Raw genomic sequence first — 22,633 nt, 5'->3', positions numbered from 1 at the left:
GGAGGAGCGGGCACCGATTGAGCCAGCGCCGTTCCGGGGTCGCCGTTGCCTCGTTCCCTTGCAGGCTGCTGGCTGTTACGGATTGCCTTGGAGGGCCGGCAGCCAGCGAACCCGCCGGGAGGAATGGATGGCGTTCAGACAGCGAAAAAACACGGCCGCGATTCCGCGCACGGCGCCGGCCTTCGAACATATCGTCACCGAGGCCAGCGACAGCTTCCTGTGGCGGCTGGACGACTATCCCTGGGAGCGCAATGTCTGGAACTTCCACCCGGAATACGAAATCCATCTGCTGCGGAAATCCTCCGGCGTGGTTCTGGTCGGCGATCACATCGGCGAATTCGGGCCGGGCTATCTGACCATCGTCGGCGGCGGCCTGCCGCATGACTGGGTGACCGCGGTGCAGCCGGGCGAGCTGATCGAAGGCCGCGACATCGTTCTGCAATTCGATGCGCAGAGGCTGCGTGGCTCGGCGGGCCTGTTGCCGGAACTGCGCGAACTGGAGCCGTTCCTCGAGCGGTCGCTGCGCGGCATGGTCTTTCACGGCCGCACCGCACTGGAGGGCGCCGCACTTATGGAGCGGATGGGAAGCGTGCACGGGCTCGCCCGCCTCTGCCTGTTCCTCGAACTGGTCGACCTCCTGGCCAGGACCGACGAATACGAACTCTTGTCGTCGCCTGACTTTTCGCCGGTCCTCGACGCCGCCTCGCTCGACATCATCCAGCGAACCCTGACCTATCTGTTCCAGCATTTCGCCGAGGATCTGAAGCTGCCCGACGTTGCCGAACGCGCCGGGATGAGCGAGAGCACATTCTCGCGCTTCTTCCAGAAGAACACCGGCAACTCGTTCAGCGACCACCTCGCCAAGCTCCGGCTTTGGCAGGCCTGCAAGCTGCTCGCCGACACCGATATCGCGATCACCGATATCTGTTTCCAGGTCGGCTACATGAACATCTCAAACTTCAACCGCGCCTTCCTGCGCAAGCACAAAATGACGCCGTCCTCCTATCGCAAGCTGTCGCGGCAGCGGCTGACGATGCGCGCATAAGCACACCCTAAATCAGCGGCTTGGACAAAATCGATACTCATGTGACGGAAGCCGTGGATGGTTGCCGTATTTTGCGCTGCACAATGCATAAAAGTACAGGTTTGCTGCAACGGGGCTTCTAGCTTGCCCTGGTTGAACGCCGCATTTTGGCGATGGGTGGCATGTCGTTCGGGCGATGGTGAGGATCGCAGAACCCGAGGACTTCCGCTTCCTGCGAGTGTTCCTGGAGGAGAAAAATCAATGAAACCAATTCGGCTCGCTGCGAGCTTGGGCGCAGCTTTCATGCTTTCCGCTACCGTATCAACCATCGCCCTGGCGCAAGCGCCGGTCTGCTCGGCGCCGGTCAAGGTGCTGGCGCAGCCGCGCGACGGCCTGACGCTTCTGGAGGACTCCAAGGCCGAGTTCGAGAAGCTCGCCGGCGCCGGCTTCCAGATCGATTATCTCAACGAGAACGACCGCCGGGCAAAATCGCGCGCCGATGCGTCCACCGTCGGCAATTACAACGTCTACTATGTCGACGAAGCCAATGTCGCTCTGTTCGCCTCGTCGAAATGGATCGTGCCGCTGGCCGATTATTATCCGGCTGATTATGACTATGCCGACTTCGACCCCGGCCGCCAGAAGGTCGCCACCTTTGATGGCAAGGTCTGGTTCGCGCCGCTGACCGGCGGCGGCGACCTGATGGTCTACCGCAAGGACGTGCTCGAGGCCGCCGGCATCCAGCCGCCCAAGACGCTGGACGAGCTGATCGCCGACGTGCCGAAGCTGACCAATCCGGACAAGGGCATGTATGGCATCGCGCTGCGCGGAGCACGCGGCTCGGGCGCCAATGTCTGGCGCTGGATGCCCTTCTTCAAGGCCTATGGCGGCCAGTGGTTCGACGGCGACAAGCCGGTCTTCAATTCGGACGCCGCCGTCAAGGCGACCGAGACGTACCTCAAGCTGTTCAAGGATTCGGCCCCCGGCACGCAGACCGGCAGCTGGGATGAATCGACCGGCGCCTTCCTGTCGGGCCAGGTCGCGATCCTCGTCGAATCGACGCCGCTGTCAGGCATGGCGGTCGACCCGAAGACCTCGCAAGTGGTCGGCAAGATCGGCTTCCTGCCGCCGCCCTCGCCGCTGCCCGGCGGCGGCTACGGCCATGGCCTTGCCATCGCGGCAAAGGCCAATGCCGACGACGCCTCGAAGAAATGCGCCGGCCTGTTCATCGCCTGGGCGACATCGAAGGAAAACGAGAAGCGCCGGCTCGACGCCCACCAGTTCGGCGAACTGAACCGCACCAGCGTCCTGTCCAGCAAGGAGTTCGCCGACATCTACGGCGCCGATCTCGGCCAGGCGCTGGCAGAGACCGGCAAGGTCACGGCGGTCAACTTCTGGCAGGATCCGCGCTGGCCCGATCTCGGCGACCGCTGGGGCATCATCCTCGAGGAACTGGTCACCGGCACCCGCACCGACGTCAAGGGCGGCCTCAACGAGCTCGAGGCCTATGCCAACGAGCTGGCGAAGAAGAAATAGGGCCATCCTCCCGCCCGTGGCGCGCGGTCCGCGGCATTGTCCGCAATGCCGGGACCTGCGCGCCGCGGGGACTTTGCTCCCTAGAGCAATTCCAGGAAAAGTGTGATCGGTTTTCCCGGGACAAACGCATAGCGCTTGCCCTTGGGAATTGCGTCAAAACTCTAGGAGAAATCATGCCGACACGATCGAGACGCAAGCGAGGATAGATGCCTATGGCCCGACGCACGTCGCTCCCTGTCACCTTCGTCGTTCCGACCATCGCCATCCTTCTGGTGCTGTCGATGGTGCCGACGCTCTACGCCATCGTCATCGCCTTGCAGAATCGCGAGTTGAGCACGCCTGATTATTCCTGGGTCTGGCTGTCGAACTTCAGCGACCTGTTCCTCGACCGCCGCTTCCTCAACGCGGTCTGGGTGTCGGTGAAATGGGAGATCGTCACTGTGGTGGCCACCATGGTGGTGGCGATCGGGCTCGGGGTGCTGATGTTCGAGGTCGCCTCGCCCCGCCTGCGCAATGTCTACTGCCTGCTGTTCATCATCCCGGTGCTGTTGCCGCGCGTCTCGGCGGCCTTCGTCTGGAAGTTCGCCTATCACCCGCTCTACGGCATCGCCACCTACCCGTACCGGCTGCTGACCGGCGGGCTGATCTTCGACCCGCTGTCGAAGCCGGCAACGGCCTTGTTCGCCGTCGCGTCGGTCGATGTCTGGCAATGGGGGCTGTTCTTCGCCGTCATCGTGCTGAAGCTGCTCGAAACCCTGCCGCCGCAGCCGATCGAGGCGGCCCGGCTCGACCATGCAAAACGCTGGCAGATCCACGCCTATGTCACCTTGCCGATGCTGAAGGCGCCGCTGATCAGCCTGATGTTCGTCAAGATGATCGAATCGCTGCGCTCCTTCGACCTGATCTATGTGATGACCCGCGGCGGACCGGGCGTGGCCACCGAAACGCTCGACATGTACGCCTTCTCGCAAGGCTTCATCGAGTCCGGCAAGGTCTCCTACGCCTCGGCCATGGCCGTGCTGATGATGATCGCCACGGTCATCACCTTCACCATGCTTTGGAAGCGGGTGCAGGCATGAGACCGGGTCGCCTGATCGGCAGGATCGTGCTGGCCTTTGCCGGCTTCATGGCCGTGTTCCCGCTGCTGTGGACGGCGCTCAATGCGCTGAAGAACAATGTCGACATCATCACCCGCGTGCCGCGCCTGGTGTTCACGCCGACATGGGCCAACATCGGCTATATCCTCGGCCGCGACAGCGTGCTCACCGGGCTCAACAACTCGGTCGTCGCCTGCGGCTCGGCCGTGCTGATCGGCATCGTGCTCGGCTTGCCGGCGGCCTACGCGGTGGCGCGCTATCCCAACCGCTGGGCCGGCGACATCCAGTTCTTCGTGCTGTCGCTGCGCTTCCTGCCGCCGGTGGCGGTGGCCATTCCGCTGATGGTGATCTGGCTGCAGGTCGGCCTCTACGACACTTTGCCGGCACTGATCATCACCTATTCGCTGCTCACCATCTCGGTGATCATGTGGCTCGCCATCCCTGCCTTCCAAGGCGTGCCGAAGGAGATCGAGGAAGCCGCCTTCGTCGACGGCTACGGCGCCTACTCGGTGTTCTGGCGCATCGCGTTGCCTGTCGCGGCGCGCTCTTTGGCAGGAGCGATCGCCTTCAGTTTCGTGCTGGTCTGGAACGAATTCCTGATCGCGCTGATGCTGTCGAGCTCCAACGCCAAGACCTTGCCGATCGTCGCCTCCGAACTGTCGCAGCAAGGCATGAACGTGCCCTGGGGCATTCTCAACGCCTCGGTCGTGCTCCTGTCGCTGCCGCCGCTGCTGTTCCTTGGCGTGCTGAGCGGCTTCCTGAATTCCGTTTTCCGGCAAAAAAAGAGTTGATGTGAGGATTTCCCGATGCGGGCACTGGTGCTTGAGAAAAAAGGCGAACTGTCGCTGCGCGAGGTCGCGCTGCCGCTCGATGTCGGGCCGGACGACGTCAAGATAGCCATCCATACGGTCGGCGTCTGCGGCAGCGACGTGCACTATTACACCCATGGCGCCATCGGCAGCTATGTCGTGCGCGCACCCATGGTGCTCGGCCACGAAGCCGCAGGAACGGTCGTCGAGACCGGCGCCAATGTCGTGACGTTCAAGGTCGGCGACCGCGTCTGCATGGAGCCGGGCGTGCCGAACCTGTCGTCGCGCGCGACCAAGCTCGGCATCTACAATGTCGACCCCGACGTCCGTTTCTGGGCGACGCCGCCGGTGCATGGCGTGCTGGCGCCCTATGCGGTGCACCCAGCCGCCTTCACCTACAAACTGCCCGACAATGTCTCCTTCGCCGAGGGCGCGATGGTCGAGCCCTTCGCCATCGGCATGCAGGCGGCAAGCCGTGCCCGCATCGTCCCCGGCGATGTCGCCGTCGTCGTCGGCTGCGGCCCGATCGGCATCATGATCGCGCTTGCCGCCCTGGCCGGTGGCTGCTCGAAAGTGCTGATTTCCGATTTCTCCGCGCCCAAGCTCAAGATCGCCGCGCAATATGCCGGCATCGTGCCGGTCAATATCGGCGAGCAGTCGCTGGTCGATGCGGTCGCCGCCGCGACCGACAATTGGGGCGCCGACATCGTCTTCGAGGCCAGCGGCAGCCCGAAAGCCTTCGCCGATCTATTCGATGTCATGCGGCCGGGCGGCGCGGTGGTCCTGGTCGGGCTGCCGGTGGAGCCGGTGGTGCTCAACGTGCCGGCGGCGATCTCGAAGGAGGTGCGCATCGAGACAGTGTTCCGCTACGCCAACATCTTCGACCGCGCCTTGCAGCTGATCGCCTCCGGCAAGGTCAACCTCAAGCCGCTGATCACCGGCACCTATGATTTCGCCGACAGCATCGAGGCCTTCGAGCGGGCTGCCCAAGGCAATCCGGAAGACGTCAAGCTGCAGATCCTGCTCACCGGCGAGAAGGGATGATCATGTCCGCGATCGTTTGCTCCCATGTCGACAAGGCCTATGGCGCCACCACGGTCATCCGCGACCTCAACCTCTCGATAGAGGAACACGAATTCGTCGTCTTCCTCGGCCCGTCCGGCTGCGGCAAGTCGACCTTGCTGCGCATGCTGGCGGGGCTGGAGGACATCAGCGGCGGCGAGGTCTCGATCGGCGGCAAGGTGGTCAACGACCTCGATCCGGGCGACCGCGGCATTGCCATGGTGTTCCAGAACTACGCGCTTTACCCGCATATGACGATCTTCGACAACATCGCCTTCGGGCTGCGGCGCCAGAAAGTGCCCGTGGCCGAGATCCGCAAGCGGGTCGAAGCGGTGTCGAGGACGCTCGGGCTGGAGCCCTATCTCGGCCGCAAGCCGGCCGAGCTTTCCGGCGGCCAGCAGCAGCGCGTGGCAATCGCGCGGGCGATGATCAAGACACCAAAGGTGTTCCTGTTCGACGAGCCGCTCTCCAATCTCGACGCCAAGTTGCGCAACCATATGCGCGTCGAGATCGCGCGGCTGCACCAGTCGCTGAAGACGACCACCGTCTACGTCACCCATGACCAGCTGGAGGCGATGACGCTGGCCGATCGCATCGTGCTGCTCAAAGAGGGTGTCATCGAGCAGATCGGCGCGCCGGCGGAAATCTATCTGCGGCCCGCCAACATGTTCGTTGCCGGCTTCATCGGCACGCCGAACATGAATTTTGTCGAGGTGACGATTGGCCGGAAAGGGGATGGCTGGACGCTGACCGGTGCTGGAACGGTGCTCTCGATCGAGGGCCGGGGCTTCCATCTGCGGCATGGCGACCGCGCCGTGCTCGGCATCCGGCCGCCGGACCTGAAGACGGCCAATGCCGGGGCCGCCGCCATACTGCAAGGCACGGCCGATCTCATAGAATTCCACGGCAATGATGCGCTGGTGACATTCGGTTCCGGCGGCAGGGAGATCAGTGCGCTGGTTCCGGCACGCGAATGCCCGGTGCTGAATGCGCCTGTCCGCTACACATTCGAGGAAGAGGCCATCCATTTGTTCGACGCAACGTCAGGCGCGTCGCTACGCAGTCAGTAGGCAACAGCTTAGCGGATCGCGTCGAGCGCCTGCCGCTGCCGGTGCATTTCCAGGAAAATCCGGTAGTCGCGATCGAAGCGGGCGCCGGCGGCCTTGTTGGCGGCGCGCCTCTTGCCACCCTGCTGCATGGCAAGGCAGGCGGCGTTGAGGTCGGGGAAAAGCCCGGCGGCGGTCGCGGCGACCATGCCGGTGCCGAGCAGCACAGCCTCGTCGGCCAGCGGCTCGACCACCGTGCAGCCGGTGGCGTCGGAGTAGAGCTCCATCAGCAGCGGGTTCTTGGTGTGGCCTCCGGTGACATGCAGCGTGTCGATCAGGTAGCCGTTCTCGTTCAGCGCCTCCAGCACATGGCGCACGCCGAGCGCGATGCCGACGGCGGTGCGCCAATAGAGCTTGCACAGGCTGTCGAAGGAGGAATCCAGTGTCAGCCCGCTGACGACGCCGACGGCATGCGGATCGGCGAGCGGCGAACGGTTGCCGTGAAAGTCCGGTAGCACATGCAGCCGTGCAGCGAGGTTCTCGCCCTCGGCGGCGCGCAGTTCGGCGACGCGCCGGGCGATCCTGGCATGCATGGCTGCGTCCGGCTCGCCACCGGCGCCGTGCCAGCGGATGATGTGGTCGAGCAGCGCGCCCGTGGCCGACTGGCCGCCTTCCGACAGCCACAGCTTCGGCAGCGCCGCGCCATAGTACGGCCCCCAGACGCCGGCGAAAGGCTGCGGGTCGGGCGACATCGCCATGACGCAGGAGGACGTGCCGGCAATCAGCGCCAGATGCCGGCCGATATCCTGCTCGTCGCCGGCAAAGCCGCCAAGCACGCCGAGCGCGCCGGCATAGGCGTCGATGACCCCGGCGCCGACCCGGCAGTTCTCCGTCAGGCCGAGCTCGGCCGCGGCTTGCGCTGTCAGCGGACCAATGTCGGCGCCGACCGGACTGGCCCGCTCCGGCAGATTGCCGTGCTCGAAGAGATCGTCGAGGCCGACGATTTCGAAGAAATCGCGCTGCCATGCGGTGTCTTCATGCGCCAGGTAAGTCCACTTCGCCGTCAGCGTGCATTGCGAGCGGGCCAGCGAGCCGGTCGCCTGCCAGGTCAGGAAATCCGCCAGGTCGAATAGATAGCCGGCTTCATTCCAGCTCTTGGACAGGTTGCGCTTCAGCCACATCAGCTTCGGCGTCGCCATCTCCGGCGACATCACGCCGCCAATATAGTTGAGCACCTCGTGGCCGCTCGCCGTGCATTCGTCGGCTTCGGCAATGGCACGGTGATCGAGCCACACGATAGTGTCCCAGCGCTTGTCGCCGGTGGTCGAAACGCTGAGCTGTTCGCCCTGGCGGTCGCGCACCACCAGGGAGCAGGTCGCGTCAAACGAGATGCCGACAACATCCTGCGCCGCGACGCCGGCCTTTTCGCGCGCCGCGCGCACGGCGGCGCAGACGGCCGCCCAGATATCGCGCGAATCATGCTCGGCGTGATCGGGCTTTGGCTGGTTCATCGCGATCGGCCGATCGGCACGGCCAAGCAAGGTACCACTGGCGTCGAGAATGCCCGCGCGAGCGCTCCCGGTGCCGACATCGACCGCGCAAACAAACTGTTTCGTCAAGATGCTCTAACTCTCGCTCCCAGGCCTGCAATCAGATCGGGCAATTGCAGCATGTCAGCGAATATAAAGTCCGGTTCACTCGACGCAAGCCGCGCTTTCAGTGCGGGGTTGCCGGCATGCGCGCCGCCGGTGAAGGCAAACACCCGCATGCCAGCCGCGCGTGCCGCCGCGATGCCGGCCGGACTGTCCTCGATGACGAGGCATTTGCGCGGATGCGCCCGCATGCTGGCGGCGGCATGCAGGAAAAGGTCGGGCGCCGGCTTTCCCTTGGCCACCATGGCGGCGCTGAACAGATGCGGCTCCATCAGCCCGAGCAGTCCGGTGACGTCGAGCGCATAGCGGATGCGCTCCAGCGTGCCCGACGAGGCGACGCAGAATGGCAGGCCGAGCTTCGGCAGCATCTCCTTGACGCCGGGGATCGGTTTCAGCTCTTCACGGAACTTGCGCATGAGGTCGACGCGCATGGCGGTCAGATGCTGGTCGCTGATCTCCAGGCCGAAGTCGCGGCCAAGGATCTCGCGCACGCTTTTCATGCTCTTGCCAAGGAAATGCTCGTAGGCGGCCTCCTCGCTGACGCTGCCGCCGGCAAGTTCGATCATGCCGAGCAGCGCCGAAACGGAGAGCGCCTCGCTGTCGACCAGCACGCCATCGCAGTCGAAGATGACCAGTTCAGGCGTCATGATGGCTGATGGCTCTCAGAGCTTGCCGGCGATGTAGCGCGTCAGCGTGGCGCGCGCGCCATTAGCCCACAGCACGTTGAGCGCGTGGCCGAAGGCCTCGACGAATGCCGTGGCGCGGCCGACATCGCCATAGATGTCCTCCATGGCGAGCCAGGCGGCGGGCGCGTCCTTTGCCGCCTTTGCCGTTGCCTGCAGCCGGTCCCAGCTCGGGTCGTTGGGTTCGATGACTGCGCCGCTGTCCGATGTGCCGAAGCAATAGCGGCACCAAAGGGCTGATTCCAGCGCCAGCCCGGCGACACCCTTTCCCGCCTTCAGGCGGTCGGCGATGGTCGGGATGATGAATTTCGGCTGGCGGTTGGAGCCGTCGAGGCAGAGCCGCCGGATCGTGTCGCCGATCTTGGGGTTGGAGAAGCGCTTCTCGATGAGCTGGTAATAGTCCTCCAGCACCTTGTCTGGCACCGGCGGCACGGTCGGGATGATCTCGTCATGCTCGAGCTTGTCGAGAAAGCCGCGTACCAGCGGCTCCTGCATCGCCTCATGGACGAAATGGATGTCCATCAGCCCGGCCGGATAGGCAATGGTGGCATGGCCGCCATTGAGGATGCGGATCTTCATCAACTCGTAGGGCGCCACGTCCTTGACGAACTGCACGCCGACCTTTTCCAGCGGCGGCCGGCCGTCGGTGAAACGGTCTTCCAGCACCCATTGCCGGAACGGCTCGCAGAACACCGGCCAGGCGTCCTCGACGCCGAAATCCTTGGCCAGGATGCCGCGTTCGCGGTCGGTGGTGGCAGGCGTGATGCGGTCCACCATGCCATTGGGAAAAGCGACGTTGCCGCTCACCCAGTTGGCCAGATCCTCGTCGATCAGCCGCGCCAGGCCGATGACGCCGTCCGAGGTGACATGGCCATTGTGGGGGATGTTGTCGCAGGACATCACGGTGAACGGCACGATGCCTTCGTCGCGCCGGCGCAGCAGTCCGGCGAGGATGAGGCCGAACACGGTCTTCGGCGTCGCGCCAGGCTGCGCGTCGGCGACGATATCGGGATGGGCCGGGTTGAATTTGCCCGACGCCGGGTCGATGAAATAGCCGCCTTCGGTGATGGTCAGCGACACGATCTTGATCGCCGGGTCGGCCAACCTCTGGATGATGCCGGCCGCATCACCGGGCATCAGGAAGTCGATCATCGCCCCGGTGACGCGGGCGCTCATATGGCCTTCATCCTGCTCGACCACCGTGGTCAGCCAGTCCTGCTCTTCGAGCTTGCCGCGGCCGATTTTCTCACCCTCGAAGACGCCGGCGCCAACGAGCGCCCAGTCATGGCCGATCCCGGCATTGAACAGATCGTCGAGATAGACCGCCTGGTGCGAGCGATGGAAATTGCCGACGCCGAAATGCACGATGCCGGCCTTGAGCTTCGAGCGGTCATATTTCGGACCGGCGACCTCGGCGGGAAGGTTGGCGAGATTGGCGGAAGAGAGTTTCACGGTCATCTGTTTTACCCTTTGGCCGGGCTTCGGCCTCGTTACTCCGCCTCTCCCCGTCCTGCCGGGAAAGGGACGACACACGTCTTGCGAGGCCGATGCGGCCTGTAATATGGACCTCTGCTCCCGCGGAGGGACGAGAAGCAGAGGCCGCCCCCCTCAACTCATCCACTGGCCGCCATCGACATTGTAAGTCTGGGCGACGATGTACTCGGCTTCATCGCTGGCCAGGAAGACAGCCATGCCGGCGAGGTCCTCCGGCTTGCCCATGCGGCCGTAGGGCACTCCTTCGCCGACAAGCCTCTTCTTCTCGCCCTTCGGCCGGTTCTCGTATTTGGCGAACAGGGCATCGACTTGATCCCACATGTCGCTGTCCACGACCCCGGGCGCGATGCCGTTGACGTTGATGCGGTGCTTGATCAGGTCGAGCCCTGCCGACTGGGTCAGCGAAATGACGGCGGCCTTGGTGGCGCAGTAGACGCTGACCAGCGGCTCGCCGCGCCGGCCTGCCTGGCTTGCCATGTTGATGATCCTGCCGCCCTTGCCCCGCGCGATCATCGAGCGGGCCGCCGCCTGCAGCATGAACAGCGTGCCGGCGACATTGACCGAGAACAGTTTCTCATAGCTCGCCCGCGAGATCTCGACTATCGGCGCCAGGTCGAACAGCGCGGCGTTGTTGATCAATATATCGAGGCCGCCGGTCCTGGTCTCGACCGCGTTGACCGCAGCGTCGATGGAGGTCTGGTCCGTGACGTCGAGTCTGACGGCATACGCCTTGTCGCCGATTTCGGCCGCCGTCTTTTGCGCGGCCTCGAGATTGATATCGGCAATGGCAACGGTAGCGCCCTCGCGCGCATAGGCTTCGGCGAAGGCCTTGCCGATGCCACGCGCCGATCCCGTAATCAGCGCCGATTTGCCGGTCAGGCGGCGCATGCTTACATTGCCTTTCCGTCGGCGCCGAAGCGGTGCAGCTTGGCCTTGTCGGGCGTCAGGTAGATGGTGTCGCCGTGATGGACGGCGAGTTCGCCATCGGCACGCACCGTCAGCGGACCGACCCCGTCGGCCTGGACGTGCAGGAACGTGTCGGAGCCCAGATGCTCGGCGACGCCGACTGTGGCCTTCCATTCTCCAGCGGTGGTCGAAATCTGCATATGCTCGGGGCGGATGCCGATGGTCTTGGCGCCATGTTTGGCCGCCGGCGCGCCCTCGACCAGGTTCATCTTCGGCGAGCCGATGAAGCCGGCGACGAACAGGTTGCGCGGCGTCTTGTAGAGCTCCATCGGCGAGCCGACCTGCTCGATATTGCCGGCATTCAGCACGACGATCTTGTCGGCCATGGTCATCGCCTCGACCTGGTCGTGGGTGACATAGATCATGGTTGTCTTGAGCTGATGGTGCAGCTCGCTGATCTCCAGCCGCATCGTGCCGCGCAGGGCGGCATCGAGGTTGGACAGCGGCTCGTCGAACAGGAAGGCCGAGGGCTGGCGCACGATGGCGCGGCCGATGGCGACGCGCTGGCGCTGGCCGCCGGAGAGCTGGCCGGGCCGGCGTTCGAGATAGTTGGTGAGGTTCAAGACGCGCGCGGCGTCCTTGACCTTCTTGTCGATGGTCGCCTGGTCCTCGCCCGCCATCTTCAGCGGGAAGGCGATGTTCTTGGCCACCGTCATATGCGGGTAGAGCGCGTAGGACTGGAACACCATGGCAAGCTTGCGCTTGGCCGGCGCCTCGCCGGTGACGTCGCGGCCGTCGATGTTGATGGTGCCGCCGCTGGTGTCCTCCAGCCCGGCGATCAGCCGCAGCAGCGTGGACTTGCCGCAACCCGACGGGCCGACGAAGACGACGAACTCGCCGTTCTCGATCACCAGGTCAATGCCCGGAATGATGACCGTCGACCCGAAGGATTTGGAGACGTTCTTGAGCGTGATGTTTCCCATGGTTTCCTCCCCGAGGGGTTATAGTCCGACGTTCTTGAGCGTCACGTTACGGCACGGCTTGCTTACTTCACGGCGCCAAAGGTCAGGCCGCGCACCAGCTGCTTCTGGCTGAACCAGCCCATGATCAGGATCGGCGCGATCGCCAGCGTCGAGGCGGCGGAAAGCTTGGCCCAGAACAGGCCTTGCGGGCTGGAGAAAGAGCTGATGAAGGCGGTCAGCGGCGCGGCTTCCGTGGTGGTCAGCCGGATCGTCCAGAACGCTTCGTTCCAGGCCAGGATGATGTTCAGGAGCATGGTCGAGGCAATGCCGGGCACCGCCATCGGCGTCAGCACGTAGATGATCTCGTTCCACAGCGATGCGCCGTCCATGCGCGCCGCTTCCAGGATCTCGCCGGGAATTTCGCGAAAATAGGTGTAGAGCATCCACACCACGATCGGCAGGTTGATCAGCATCAGCATGACCATCAGGCCGATGCGGCTGTCGAGCAGGCCGGTGTCGCGGAAGATCAGGTAGATCGGGAACAGCACCGCGACCGCCGGCATCATCTTGGTGGACAGCATCCACATCAGGATGTCCTTGGTCCGCTTGGTCGGCGAGAACGCCATCGACCATGCCGCCGGAATGGCGACCAGCAGGGCCAGTATGGTCGAGCCGACCGAGAGCAGCACCGAATTGAAGAAGAACTTGAAATAGCCGCTCTGCGCCTGAACCTCGGTATAACTCTCGAACGTTCCCGAAGGGATCAGCGCGAAGCCCTGGATCGCCTCCTGTTCCGACTTGAACGAGGTGATGATCGTGTAGAGGATCGGGAAGAAGATCAGCAGGGCGACGATCCAGGCGGCGCCTGTCGCAATGACCTTGTGTTGGGTGGTGACTGCACGTGCCATCTTGTCCTCCCTTACTTGTCGAGGTTCTTGCCGACCGCGCGCATGGCGAAGAAGGCGACGATGTTGGCGAGAATGACGGCGATCACACCGCCCGCGGATGCCTGGCCGATTTTGAACTCCAGCAACGCCTTCTGGTAGACGAGGAAGGGCAGGTTGGTGGAGGCGTAGCCGGGGCCGCCATTGGTGGTGACGAGGATCTCGGCATAGACCGAGAGCAGGAAGATGGTCTGGATCAGGATGACGACGGTAATGGCGCGCGACATGTGCGGCAGCGTCAGATAGATGAAGCGGCTGATGAAGCCGGCGCCGTCCATTTCGGCGGCTTCCTTCTGCTCGCCGTCGAGCGATTGCAGCGCGGTCAACAGGATCAGCGTCGCGAAAGGCAGCCACTGCCAGGCGACGATGATGATGATCGCCGTCATCGGATGTTGCCCGAACCAGTCGATCGGTTGCGCCCCGAAGAAGCGCGCTATGTCGGCGAACACCCCGTATTGCGGGTGCATGATCATGTTCTTCCAGACCAGCGCGGCCACTGGCGGCATGACGAAGAACGGCGAGATGACGAGGATGCGCACAATGCCTTGTCCCCACATCGGCTGGTCGATCAACAGCGCCAGCGCGATGCCGCCGATCACCGTGATCAACAGCACGCTGATCACCAGGACCAGGGTGTTGAGGATCGACTGCAGGAAGGCGGGATTGGAATAGAACAGCGCGTAGTTGGAGAAGCCGACGAAGCCGTCGCGGATCGGATTGAGCGGATTGTACTGCTGGAAGGAGAACCAGAGTGTGATGACCAGCGGCACGATCATCCAGACGAACAGCAGCACGACGGATGGCGCCATCATGAAACGGGCAAGCGAACGGGTCTGCTGAGTAGCCATGACGGTCACCCTTCAATGGTCAGACTGAATTTTCAGAGGCGTTGAAGGCGGCCGCCCGAGCTGGGAACTCGGGCGGCCGTTGCCGGTCGAGGAGGCAACCGGCATTCGGCACCGGGAGGAGCCTTACTTGATATACCCGCCTTCGGTCATTGCCGCGGTGGCAGCGTCCTGGGCCTGCTTCAGCGCATCGTCGACGCTCGACTGGCCGGCAAGAGCCGCCGAGAAGAGCTGGCCGACTGTCGTGCCAAGGCCCTGGAATTCAGGGATGGCGACGAACTGGACACCGACATAGGGCACCGGCTTGACGGTCGGATGCGTCGGGTCGGCGGCGTTGATGGAGTCCAGCGTCATCTTGGCGAACGGAGCCGCCTTCTGGTACTCGGCATTGGCGTAGAGCGAGGAGCGCGTGCCCGGAGGAACGTTGGCCCAGCCTTCCTTCGAAGCGACGAGTTCGGCATAGTGCTTGCTGGTCGCCCACGAGACGAACTTCTCGGCCGCGTCAGCCTTCTTGGTGCCGGCCGGGATGGCTAGCGACCATGCCCACAGCCAGTTGCCGCGCTTGCCGAGCCCATTGTCGGGTGCCAGCGCATAGCCGACCTTGTCGGCGACCTGGGATGCCTTGGGATCGGAGACGAAGGACGCCGCGACCGTGGCGTCGATCCACATGCCGCACTTGCCCTGCTGGAACAGCGCCAGGTTTTCGTTGAAGCCGTTCGAGGACGCGCCCTCGGGGCCGTCGGCCTTCATCAGGTCGACATAGAACTGCAGCGTGTTCTTCCATTCCGGCTGGTCGAACTGCGGCTTCCAGTTCTCGTCGAACCAGCGGGCGCCGAAGGAGTTCGACATGGCGGTCAGGAAGGCCATGTTCTCGCCCCAGCCGGCCTTGCCGCGCAGGCACACGCCGTTCACGCCATTGGCGCGGTCGGTCATCTTGTCGGCAGCCTGCTTGATGAAGTCCCAGGTCGGCGCGTCGGGCATCTTCAGCCCGGCTTTCTCCATCAGGTCCTTGCGGTACATGACGAAGGAGCTTTCGCCGTAGAAGGGCGCGGCATAGAGCTTGCCGTCGACCGAAAGGCCGCCGGCAATAGCCGGGATGATGTCCTTGGCGTCATAGTCGTCGCCGAGCTTGTCGAGCGGCAGCAGCCAGCTCTGCTTGGCCCAGATCGGAACCTCGTAGGTGCCGATGGTCATCACGTCATACTGGCCGCCCTTGGTGGCGATGTCGGTGGTGACGCGCTCGCGCAGCACGTTCTCTTCAAGAGTGACCCAGTTGAGCTGGATGTCGGGGTTGGCCTTGGTGAAGTCGTCGGTCAGCTTCTGCATGCGGACCATATCGCCGTTGTTGACGGTGGCGATGGTGATGGATTCGGCATGTGCGGCGAAAGCGAGAGCGCTGGCCGACAACAAGCCCAGGGTGAGCGTGCGCAGTTTCATCAAATTCCTCCCATGAACCAAGATGAGCATTTGCCTTGGCTGTGAGCAATTACTCACTTGCCGTGAATTATGTCAAGCCGGATTCGATGCTGCAGCGCAGCACCGGACTTGCCGATGGACGGACGACGAGCCGCGCCCGCGCCTGATATCAGGCGGCGCGACAGGAAGGTCTGGAGGATTGGATCGAGGAAAAAACGCCTGTCAGCAGGCGATCTCGGCCAGCAGCCAGTCGCGGAAGGCGCGGATCTTCGGCACGTTTCGGCGCGCTTCGGGATAGACCAGCCAGTAGGCGTGGCCGTCATCGCCGACCAGGTCGAAGGGCTGGATCAGCCGCCCGTCGGCAAGTTCCGCTTTGAACAGTGCCCGGGTCAGGATCGCCACGCCATGTCCCGCGATCGCCGCATTGGCTTCATAGGCCTGCGCGCCCATGCTGCTGCCGGGCCGCTTGGCAAGATCATGCGCATGCACGCCGGCCGTCTCGAACCATTGGCTCCACCAGACGTCTCCCGGATCGAGGATCGGCAGCCGCAACAGGTCGGCCGGCTCCTTGACGCCGCCGATGCTCGCGGCGAGTTTCGGGCTCAGCATCGGCGTGAAATCGGCGTCGAGCAGCTTGTGGGCCTCCAGCCCCGGCCATTTGCCGCCGCCGGAGCGGATTGCCAGATCGACGTCCTCGCGGGCGAAATCCGTCAGCCGGCTCGATGTCTCAAGCCGTACGGCAAGCGCGGGATGAGCCATCTGGAACGAGCCCAGATGATGCGCCAGCCAGTTCGAGGCAAAGGTCAGTACCGTGGTGACGCACAACAGCCCGTCCGCACCACCCCGCGCGGCGGCATAGGCCTGGCTCAGAATGGCAAAGGCCTCGGTGACCGCCGGCGCCATGCGCTGGCCGGCTTCGGTCAACTCGATCTGCCGTGGCCGGCGCAGGAACAGCGGTGCGCCGACGCGCTCTTCCAGCACCTTGATCTGATAGCTGACGGCGGCCTGGGTCATGGCGAGTTCCACGGCGGCCTTGGTGAAGGAAAGATGTCGCGCCACCGCTTCGAACACCCGGATCGCCTGCAGCGGCGGCAGTTGCGAAACCTGCGGCGAGCTGAGGTCAGGCATAAAGGCTCCTTATGGGTCCTTATCGACGTTCGATTGGCAAAGCCGGCCGGCAAGACCGACATTCCTGTCAACCCGTCATTCGGGTCCAGGATAGCGAAGGTTGACGATCATGACCATGGCGCAGCAAAAATGCACTCCCGTTCCGGATTATCGCTGGATTTCGTGGCTTGCGGACGGATTCGGCTGGTTCGCGATCAGAAAAAAGGCGCATCTCGACATCAGGGACCTGTCGCCGCATCTGCAGCGCGACCTTGGTCTCCTCGATGGCAACGACCCTCGCGGGCGGCATAAATAGACTTGTTGGCTTTATCACAAGGCCGTCGCGGCGGCCGGCAGGTGGAGGCGCTTTCCGGTCAGACGCTGGCCAGCAAAGCGGCCGCCGTCCGCTCGTCGGTGATGAGCCCGTTGACCAGCCTGCGGTTCACGGCCGCCAGGATCCCAGGCAGCTTGCGCTCACCCATGGCGAGCGCAATGACCAGCGATTTCTCGCGCGACGGCAGCGATGCCGACGACACACGGTCGTTGGTGATGCCTTCGATCATGCGGCCTTCCCGGTCGAAAACCCAGCCGACGATCTCGGCGATGCCGCCGGCCTTCTGCAGGGCCTTCAACTCGCTTTCGGAAATGAAGCCGTCCTCATAGAGCGGCGCCTTCGGGCCGAGGTCGCCAATGCCGATGAAGGTGACGTCGGCTTCCGCCGCAAGGGCCAGCGTCGGCTGGATCATCGGCTGGTTAAGCAGCATCTCGCGCTCTTGTGGCGAGGAGGCGATGACCGGCAGCGGCATCGGGAAGGAGCGCGCCTTGACCCGGTCGGCCATGGTGAAGATGACGTTGTAGAAGGCGGCCGAACCGTCAGGCGAGATGTTGCCGGTCAAGGACACCACCTTGTGCTGCGGGCATTCCATGGGCGGCAATTGCTCGATCGCCGCCTTCAGCGTGCGTCCGGTGCCGATCCCCATGACGATCGGTGTCGGCGAGCGCAGCCGACGCTCGATCTCGGCGGCCGCCGCCTCGGCAATGCCGATCGTGGTGGAGGATGAATTCGGGTCGCTCGGCACCACCTCGACCAGGTCGAGCGCGAAACGCGATTTCAGCCGGGCGGCGAGGTCGAGGCAGTTGGCGATCGGATGATCGACACGGACCTTGATCAAGCCTTCCGACACGGCCAGCGACACCAGCCGCTGCGCCGTCTGCCGCGAGATGCCGAGCGTGGCGGCGATCTGGTCCTGAGTGTTGCCGGCGACGTAATAAAGCCAGCCGGCACGCGCGGCGTCGTCAAGCCTGTTGCTGCCGCCATCCTGCCGGGTACTCACGTCCTGCCTCCCAAGCCCGCCAGTCATCAAGGCGGTCCACTCTTAGTTTCGCAGGGAATGTCGGCCTGCGCAATTGTCAATCTCAAGGGCAATTGTTTGGCTCGGCACGGTCGGGATTTTCCCCACTGGCACCATTGCGACGCGGAAAGCAGGGCGGCTTCGGTGCCGGCGGCAGTCACCTTCTGTGATCGCGACGGTTTATCTCCCTGCGCAAACCCTTTAAGGGGATCGCAAAAGGAGCGCTGCATGACACCGAAGGCGGTTTTCTGGGACATGGATGGTACGCTGGTCGACAGCGAGCCGTTGCACGAGGCGGCTCTTGTAGCGGCGATGCGCAATGTCGGCCTCACGCCGCCCGGCGACCTGCATGAGCGTGTGCTCGGCGTCGCTGCCTGGCCGGTCTACGAAATGATGCGCGACGAGTTCGGCCTGGACCTGGCCTTCGACGACTGGATCGTGCGCAAATACGACCATTACCTGCCGCTGGTCGAGGGCTTGCGGCCGCGCCCCGGCGCGATCGAAGTCTTCAATGAATTGCGGGCGCTTGGCGTTCAGCAAGCGGTGGTCTCCAATTCCGACAGGCTGATCGTCGATGCCAACCTGCGCGCCGTCGGCCTCTTCTATCCCGGCATGAAGACGATCAGCCGCAACGACGTGCGCGAAGGCAAGCCGCATGCCGAACCCTTCCTGCGCGCGGCCTATCTGGCCGATGTCGATCCCGCTCACGCGGTCGCGGTCGACGACAGCTGGCCGGGCGCCATGGCGGGGCTGGCGGCGGGCATGAAGACGATCTTCTGGCCGGAAAAGCCGATGGACGGACCGCCCGGCGCCATCGTCATCAACAGCGCCGAGGAATTGCGGACTCAGCTCGGTCTCTAATTCCGGTAAACCGGCTCTTCCTCGTCGAGGATCGCCTTCAACTCGCTGAGATGGCGCTCGGCCTGGCCGGGATAGTCGTCCATTTCGCTCGCCGCCTTCTCGGCAATGGCGTCCGACAGCGTGCGCAGCGGCCGGCCGGTCCACAGCGCCTTGATGTAGGTCTCGGCGGCGCGCTCGAAATAGAACATGCGGTTGAAGGCATCGGCGACCGTGTCGCCGATCACCAGCACGCCGTGATTGCCCATCACCATGACCTTGACCTTGGGGTCGGTGAGAAGCTGCGAGCAGCGCTCGCCTTCTTCCTCGAAAGCCAGCCCGCCATAATGCGCGTCGACGACATGGCGGTTGAAGAACATCGCCGAATTCTGGTCGATCGGCGGCAATGTCGAGTCGGCGAGCGAAGCCAGCACCGTGGCATGGATCGAATGGACATGCATGACGCAGCGCGCATGCGGCACGTTGCGATGGATGGCGCCGTGCAGGCCCCAGGCCGTCGGGTCGGGTGCGTTGGGGCCTGACAGCGTGCCCGGATCGTTGGCGTCGATCATCAGCAGGTCGCTCGCCTTGATGCGCGAGAAATGCACCTGGTTGGGGTTCATCAGGAACTGCGTACCGTCCTCGTTGACCGCGAGCGAGAAATGGTTGGCCACCGCCTCATGCATGTTGAGCCGCGCCGTCCAGCGGAAGGCACAGGCAAGATCGACGCGCTCCTCATAGAAGGGCAGGTTGGTCAGCGGCTCTTTCTGCAGGCGGGCAATGCTCATCGAAAATCCTCCGGTTTTGGCGAGAATGCCGCGACCGACGGCTGCCCGCAACGGGTTTTGGTTGGCACAGCGCGAAGCTGCTGCGTCAAGCCGCCGTGCTGGTGGCGGTGCCAACCCGCAGCCCGCCATGCTCGACGATGAAGTCGATGACCTCCCGCAAGCCCTTGCCGCGTGACAGGTCGGTGAAGCCGAACGGACGCTTGCCGCGCATGCGGCCGGCGTCGCTCTCCATCACGTCGAGGTTTACGTTCACATAGGGCGCCAGATCGCTCTTGTTGATGATCAGGAAATCCGAGCGGGTGATCGCCGGCCCGCCCTTGCGCGGGATCTCCTCGCCCTGGCAGACCGAGATGACATAGAGCGTCAGATCCGCAAGGTCCGGCGAGAAGGTGGCGGCAAGGTTGTCGCCGCCGGACTCGATGAAGATGATGTCGAGATCGGGGAATTTCCGGTTGAGCTCGGCGATCGCCTGCAGATTGATCGAAGCGTCCTCGCGAATGGCGGTGTGCGGGCAGCCGCCGGTCTCGACGCCGACGATGCGGTCCTCCGGCAGGGCCTGCAGCCGGGCCAGCATCATGGCGTCTTCCCTTGTGTAGATGTCATTGGTGACGACGGCGATGGAGAACTCGTCGCGCAGCGCCTTGCAGAGTTTTTCGGTGAGCGTCGTCTTGCCGGAGCCGACGGGACCGCCAATGCCGATGCGAAGGGGACCGTTAGGCTGGGTCATGTCGGGAACTCCATGATGGCAAGGATTGCGAAGCCGAGCCCGATCAGCAGGCACAGCGGCGAATAATAGCGGACATCGAGCCGGGCGAAAGGCTGCTCGGGCGCCAGGCGCCGCCACCACGGCGTGAAGCCGGCAATGCCGCGCCCCAGGAACACCAGCCCGATGAGCAGCGAGGTGGCGGCAAGGCCCTCCCTCGGGAAGGGCGAGGCAAAGAAGCCGATGAGCGCCAGCGGCCAGAGTGTCGCCAGGCCAAGACAGGCGGCAACGGCGAAACTGGCGAAAGGCGTCGGCATCTCGTCGACGCCGCGAAAGCCGACGACCGCGCGGGCGCAGGACGCCGCATCCCTGCCCGGCCAGATGCCGCCAATGCCCCAATAGACATGCAGCGCCGTGATCAGCAGCAGGACGAATGAGAGGACAAAGGCGAGGGCGATCATGAGCGGAACAATCGCGAATACTGGGTTTCGTGCTTCATCGCCATGACGTCGGAGACGAAGGCGCAACCGCCGAGATCGTCCAACGTCGAACGGGACGCACGGGCGGCGGTCGAAATCGCCAGCGGCTCGAAGCCGGCCAGCAGCGCGGTGGCCTCGCTCTGGCCGACGACACCGAGCCTGATCGCCGCCTGGACGAGGTTGGAGAAGAAGGCTTGCAGGAAAGCGGACAGCGCGTCCTGCAGTGCAATGCCATTGCCGCCGGCGATGGCGCCGACGGCGACGCAGTAGGCGCATTCGGCCGGCAAGCGCTCCAGCGCGGGATTGGGCCAGGCGGCGGCCGCTTTCAGGAAGGCGGCACCTTGCAGCATGGTCTCGGTATGGCGTTCCCGCGATCCGGCGAGCGCCTCGGCCAGGGCCGCCACCTCGTCGAGATCGCCGGCGTTGCGGGCGCGGCGCCAGCTCTCGGAAAACAGCACGGCATCGTTCCAGCCCGAGCCCATCTCGACCAGCGTTCCCAGCCAGTTGGCCAGGCTCCCGGCATCGGCGACCAGCCCGTCATGCACCGCCCGTTCGAGACCGTGGCTGTAGGCAAAGCCGCCGACCGGAAAGGCCGGCGAGAGCCACGCCATCAGCCGCAGCAGGGCGATGTTCGAGGGCTGGTCAGTCATGATCGTGGTGATGGCCGCTATGGCTGTGCGAATGGGAATGCGATTCGCTATGCGAGTGGGAGTATGCCTCACCGTGGCTATGGGCATGCGCCTCGGCATCGCTGTGATCGTGGCCATGGTCATGACCATGGCCGCCGCCATGCCCGGAATATGCGCCGCGCACCGGCTTGAACGGTTCGGAAACCTCGCGCACCGTGGCGCCGAGCCCCTCCAGCATCGCCTTGATGACGTGGTCGCGCAGGATGACGATGCGGTCCGCCTCGATGCCCGCGGCGAGGTGGCGGTTGCCGATATGCCAGGCTAGTTCGGTCAGATGCACGCCGTCGCGGGCGCGGATGTCGTAGACCTCTTCGGGCGCCGCGATGATCTCGACATGGCGGCCATCCTCCAGCACCAGCCGGTCGCCATCGTTCAGCGCAACGGGTTCGGGTAGGTCGACCAGCACCTTGCTGCCGTCTGACAGTTCGATGGCCCGGCGGCGCAGATGCCGCTCGTCATGGGCAAGAACGGCCTTGGCAAACGCGGGCGCCGCACCCTCCGCGCTGGCGGGCAGCACCGAGACGGCGCGCGGGAATTTGGTGAAGTCGGTGTTGAGGTTGAGCTTCATTTCATGGCTCCGCCATTGGCTTGTGCCCGCGCGCGGGCAGGGCGCGAAAGCACCCTGTCGAAATAGGCGTTGACGCGGTCGGACTCGATCGGAAATTTGCCGGCGCGGGCCCAGCTGCCCATGTCGCCGAGCAGCACGTCGACGGCGGAAAACCGGTCGCCGAGCGCAAACGGCCTGTCGCCCAGCCGGCGGTCCAGCGCCTTGGCCTCCGAGGCGAAATCATAGGCGGCGGCAGGGCCGACATCGACCCGAATTTCTTTCGGCAGCAGGAAGCGGTGGCGCAATTTGTTCCACAGCGGCGCCTCGAATTCGCTCTGGGCAAAATGCATCCAGGAATCCATCTCGGCTCGGCCGGCGACTCCTGGGGTGGCGCCCATGCCTTTGTCCGAGTGCTTGTCGGCCAGGTAGACGCAGATCGCCGCCGAATCCGTCACCGTCAGTTCGCCGTCGATGAGGACCGGCACCTTGCCCGACGGATTGAGCGCATAGGCTTCCGGCGAGCTCAGTTTGACCTCGACGAACTCGTAGGGCTGCCCGAGTTCCTCGAGCATCCACAGAACCCGGCTGACCCGGGATCCCCGTGATCCGACGGCTTTGTACATGGTTGAACCCTGCCTTTCCCCAGACTCTAGAC

At 64.3% G+C, this 22,633-nt stretch carries 24 protein-coding genes; 8 read left to right on the top strand and 16 right to left on the bottom strand.

What is annotated here, in order from left to right:
- Positions 1 to 127: 127 nt before the first annotated feature.
- The 6 genes from JG746_RS02860 to JG746_RS02835 all read left to right on the top strand — a co-directional run bounded on the left by JG746_RS02860 (position 128) and on the right by JG746_RS02835 (position 6,598).
- Positions 128 to 1,045 carry an AraC family transcriptional regulator gene (locus JG746_RS02860; RefSeq protein WP_202356802.1) on the top strand — a complete coding sequence of 306 codons (918 nt, stop codon included), beginning with the start codon at positions 128 to 130 and terminating at the stop codon, positions 1,043 to 1,045.
- Positions 1,046 to 1,285: 240 nt separating this feature from the next.
- Positions 1,286 to 2,560 (top strand): ABC transporter substrate-binding protein, encoded by a 1,275-nt coding sequence (locus tag JG746_RS02855; RefSeq protein ID WP_202356801.1) that lies wholly within the window; start codon positions 1,286 to 1,288, stop codon positions 2,558 to 2,560.
- Between the two features lie 212 nt (positions 2,561 to 2,772).
- Complete coding sequence (locus JG746_RS02850) at positions 2,773 to 3,639, top strand: carbohydrate ABC transporter permease (RefSeq protein WP_202356800.1); 867 nt, start codon at positions 2,773 to 2,775, stop codon at positions 3,637 to 3,639.
- Entirely contained in the window at positions 3,636 to 4,448 is an 813-nt protein-coding gene (locus JG746_RS02845; protein WP_202356799.1) for a carbohydrate ABC transporter permease, read from the top strand. Before JG746_RS02850 ends, JG746_RS02845 begins: the two co-directional genes overlap by 4 nt.
- Before the next feature lie 15 nt (positions 4,449 to 4,463).
- On the top strand, positions 4,464 to 5,510 hold the full coding sequence (locus tag JG746_RS02840) for an NAD(P)-dependent alcohol dehydrogenase (RefSeq protein ID WP_202356798.1): 1,047 nt from the start codon (positions 4,464 to 4,466) through the stop codon (positions 5,508 to 5,510).
- 2 nt (positions 5,511 to 5,512) lie between these two features.
- The gene (locus JG746_RS02835) at positions 5,513 to 6,598 is read left to right on the top strand and encodes an ABC transporter ATP-binding protein (RefSeq protein ID WP_202356797.1); all 1,086 of its coding nucleotides are present in this window, start codon (positions 5,513 to 5,515) and stop codon (positions 6,596 to 6,598) included.
- 8 nt (positions 6,599 to 6,606) lie between these two features.
- Here JG746_RS02835 and JG746_RS02830 read toward each other — a convergent pair whose 3' ends face one another.
- From JG746_RS02830 to gcvA, 9 genes are all read right to left on the bottom strand, one after another.
- Positions 6,607 to 8,193, bottom strand: a complete 1,587-nt coding sequence (locus tag JG746_RS02830) for an FGGY-family carbohydrate kinase (protein WP_202356796.1) — start codon at positions 8,191 to 8,193, stop codon at positions 6,607 to 6,609.
- A complete protein-coding gene (locus JG746_RS02825; protein ID WP_202356795.1) occupies positions 8,190 to 8,873 on the bottom strand; it encodes an HAD family hydrolase in 684 nt (227 codons plus the stop codon). Before JG746_RS02825 ends, JG746_RS02830 begins: the two co-directional genes overlap by 4 nt.
- A gap of 15 nt (positions 8,874 to 8,888) precedes the next feature.
- Positions 8,889 to 10,367: a mannitol dehydrogenase family protein gene (locus JG746_RS02820; protein ID WP_202356794.1), complete on the bottom strand. Its 1,479-nt coding sequence runs from the start codon at positions 10,365 to 10,367 to the stop codon at positions 8,889 to 8,891.
- Positions 10,368 to 10,517: 150 nt separating this feature from the next.
- Entirely contained in the window at positions 10,518 to 11,291 is a 774-nt protein-coding gene (locus JG746_RS02815) for an L-iditol 2-dehydrogenase (protein WP_202356793.1), read from the bottom strand.
- A 2-nt stretch (positions 11,292 to 11,293) separates the two neighbouring features.
- On the bottom strand, positions 11,294 to 12,292 hold the full coding sequence (locus JG746_RS02810) for an ABC transporter ATP-binding protein (protein ID WP_202356792.1): 999 nt from the start codon (positions 12,290 to 12,292) through the stop codon (positions 11,294 to 11,296).
- Between the two features lie 62 nt (positions 12,293 to 12,354).
- Complete coding sequence (locus JG746_RS02805) at positions 12,355 to 13,179, bottom strand: carbohydrate ABC transporter permease (protein WP_115141447.1); 825 nt, start codon at positions 13,177 to 13,179, stop codon at positions 12,355 to 12,357.
- Positions 13,180 to 13,190: 11 nt separating this feature from the next.
- Positions 13,191 to 14,063 (bottom strand): carbohydrate ABC transporter permease, encoded by an 873-nt coding sequence (locus JG746_RS02800; RefSeq protein ID WP_202356791.1) that lies wholly within the window; start codon positions 14,061 to 14,063, stop codon positions 13,191 to 13,193.
- Between the two features lie 123 nt (positions 14,064 to 14,186).
- Positions 14,187 to 15,497, bottom strand: a complete 1,311-nt coding sequence (locus JG746_RS02795) for an ABC transporter substrate-binding protein (protein ID WP_202356790.1) — start codon at positions 15,495 to 15,497, stop codon at positions 14,187 to 14,189.
- A 201-nt stretch (positions 15,498 to 15,698) separates the two neighbouring features.
- On the bottom strand, positions 15,699 to 16,604 hold the full coding sequence (gcvA, locus tag JG746_RS02790; protein ID WP_202356789.1) for a transcriptional regulator GcvA: 906 nt from the start codon (positions 16,602 to 16,604) through the stop codon (positions 15,699 to 15,701).
- A gap of 109 nt (positions 16,605 to 16,713) precedes the next feature.
- Between gcvA and JG746_RS02785 the strand changes: the two genes are divergently transcribed.
- Positions 16,714 to 16,899 carry a hypothetical protein gene (locus tag JG746_RS02785; RefSeq protein WP_202359241.1) on the top strand — a complete coding sequence of 62 codons (186 nt, stop codon included), beginning with the start codon at positions 16,714 to 16,716 and terminating at the stop codon, positions 16,897 to 16,899.
- A gap of 58 nt (positions 16,900 to 16,957) precedes the next feature.
- Here JG746_RS02785 and JG746_RS02780 read toward each other — a convergent pair whose 3' ends face one another.
- A complete protein-coding gene (locus JG746_RS02780; protein ID WP_202356788.1) occupies positions 16,958 to 17,917 on the bottom strand; it encodes a sugar-binding transcriptional regulator in 960 nt (319 codons plus the stop codon).
- Between the two features lie 246 nt (positions 17,918 to 18,163).
- Between JG746_RS02780 and JG746_RS02775 the strand changes: the two genes are divergently transcribed.
- Positions 18,164 to 18,796: an HAD family hydrolase gene (locus JG746_RS02775; protein WP_202356787.1), complete on the top strand. Its 633-nt coding sequence runs from the start codon at positions 18,164 to 18,166 to the stop codon at positions 18,794 to 18,796.
- Here the strand turns inward: JG746_RS02775 and JG746_RS02770 are convergent.
- The 6 genes from JG746_RS02770 to JG746_RS02745 all read right to left on the bottom strand — a co-directional run bounded on the left by JG746_RS02770 (position 18,793) and on the right by JG746_RS02745 (position 22,601).
- On the bottom strand, positions 18,793 to 19,560 hold the full coding sequence (locus JG746_RS02770) for a class II aldolase and adducin N-terminal domain-containing protein (RefSeq protein ID WP_202356786.1): 768 nt from the start codon (positions 19,558 to 19,560) through the stop codon (positions 18,793 to 18,795). The genes JG746_RS02775 and JG746_RS02770 overlap by 4 nt on opposite strands.
- Before the next feature lie 85 nt (positions 19,561 to 19,645).
- Positions 19,646 to 20,287 (bottom strand): urease accessory protein UreG, encoded by a 642-nt coding sequence (gene ureG, locus JG746_RS02765; RefSeq protein WP_202356785.1) that lies wholly within the window; start codon positions 20,285 to 20,287, stop codon positions 19,646 to 19,648.
- A complete protein-coding gene (locus JG746_RS02760) occupies positions 20,284 to 20,724 on the bottom strand; it encodes a DUF3995 domain-containing protein (RefSeq protein ID WP_202356784.1) in 441 nt (146 codons plus the stop codon). The genes ureG and JG746_RS02760 overlap by 4 nt, the downstream gene beginning before the upstream one ends.
- A complete protein-coding gene (locus tag JG746_RS02755) occupies positions 20,721 to 21,392 on the bottom strand; it encodes an urease accessory protein UreF (RefSeq protein WP_202356783.1) in 672 nt (223 codons plus the stop codon). Before JG746_RS02755 ends, JG746_RS02760 begins: the two co-directional genes overlap by 4 nt.
- Positions 21,385 to 21,999 (bottom strand): urease accessory protein UreE, encoded by a 615-nt coding sequence (ureE, locus tag JG746_RS02750; protein WP_202356782.1) that lies wholly within the window; start codon positions 21,997 to 21,999, stop codon positions 21,385 to 21,387. Before ureE ends, JG746_RS02755 begins: the two co-directional genes overlap by 8 nt.
- Positions 21,996 to 22,601 (bottom strand): glutathione S-transferase family protein, encoded by a 606-nt coding sequence (locus JG746_RS02745; RefSeq protein ID WP_202356781.1) that lies wholly within the window; start codon positions 22,599 to 22,601, stop codon positions 21,996 to 21,998. The genes ureE and JG746_RS02745 overlap by 4 nt, the downstream gene beginning before the upstream one ends.
- Positions 22,602 to 22,633: the final 32 nt, after the last annotated feature.

Source organism: Mesorhizobium sp. 113-3-3 (assembly GCF_016756495.1).
Taxonomy (GTDB): domain Bacteria; phylum Pseudomonadota; class Alphaproteobacteria; order Rhizobiales; family Rhizobiaceae; genus Mesorhizobium.
The sequence above is the reverse complement of the archived record's forward strand: the minus strand, read 5'-3'. Positions and strand labels throughout refer to the sequence as shown.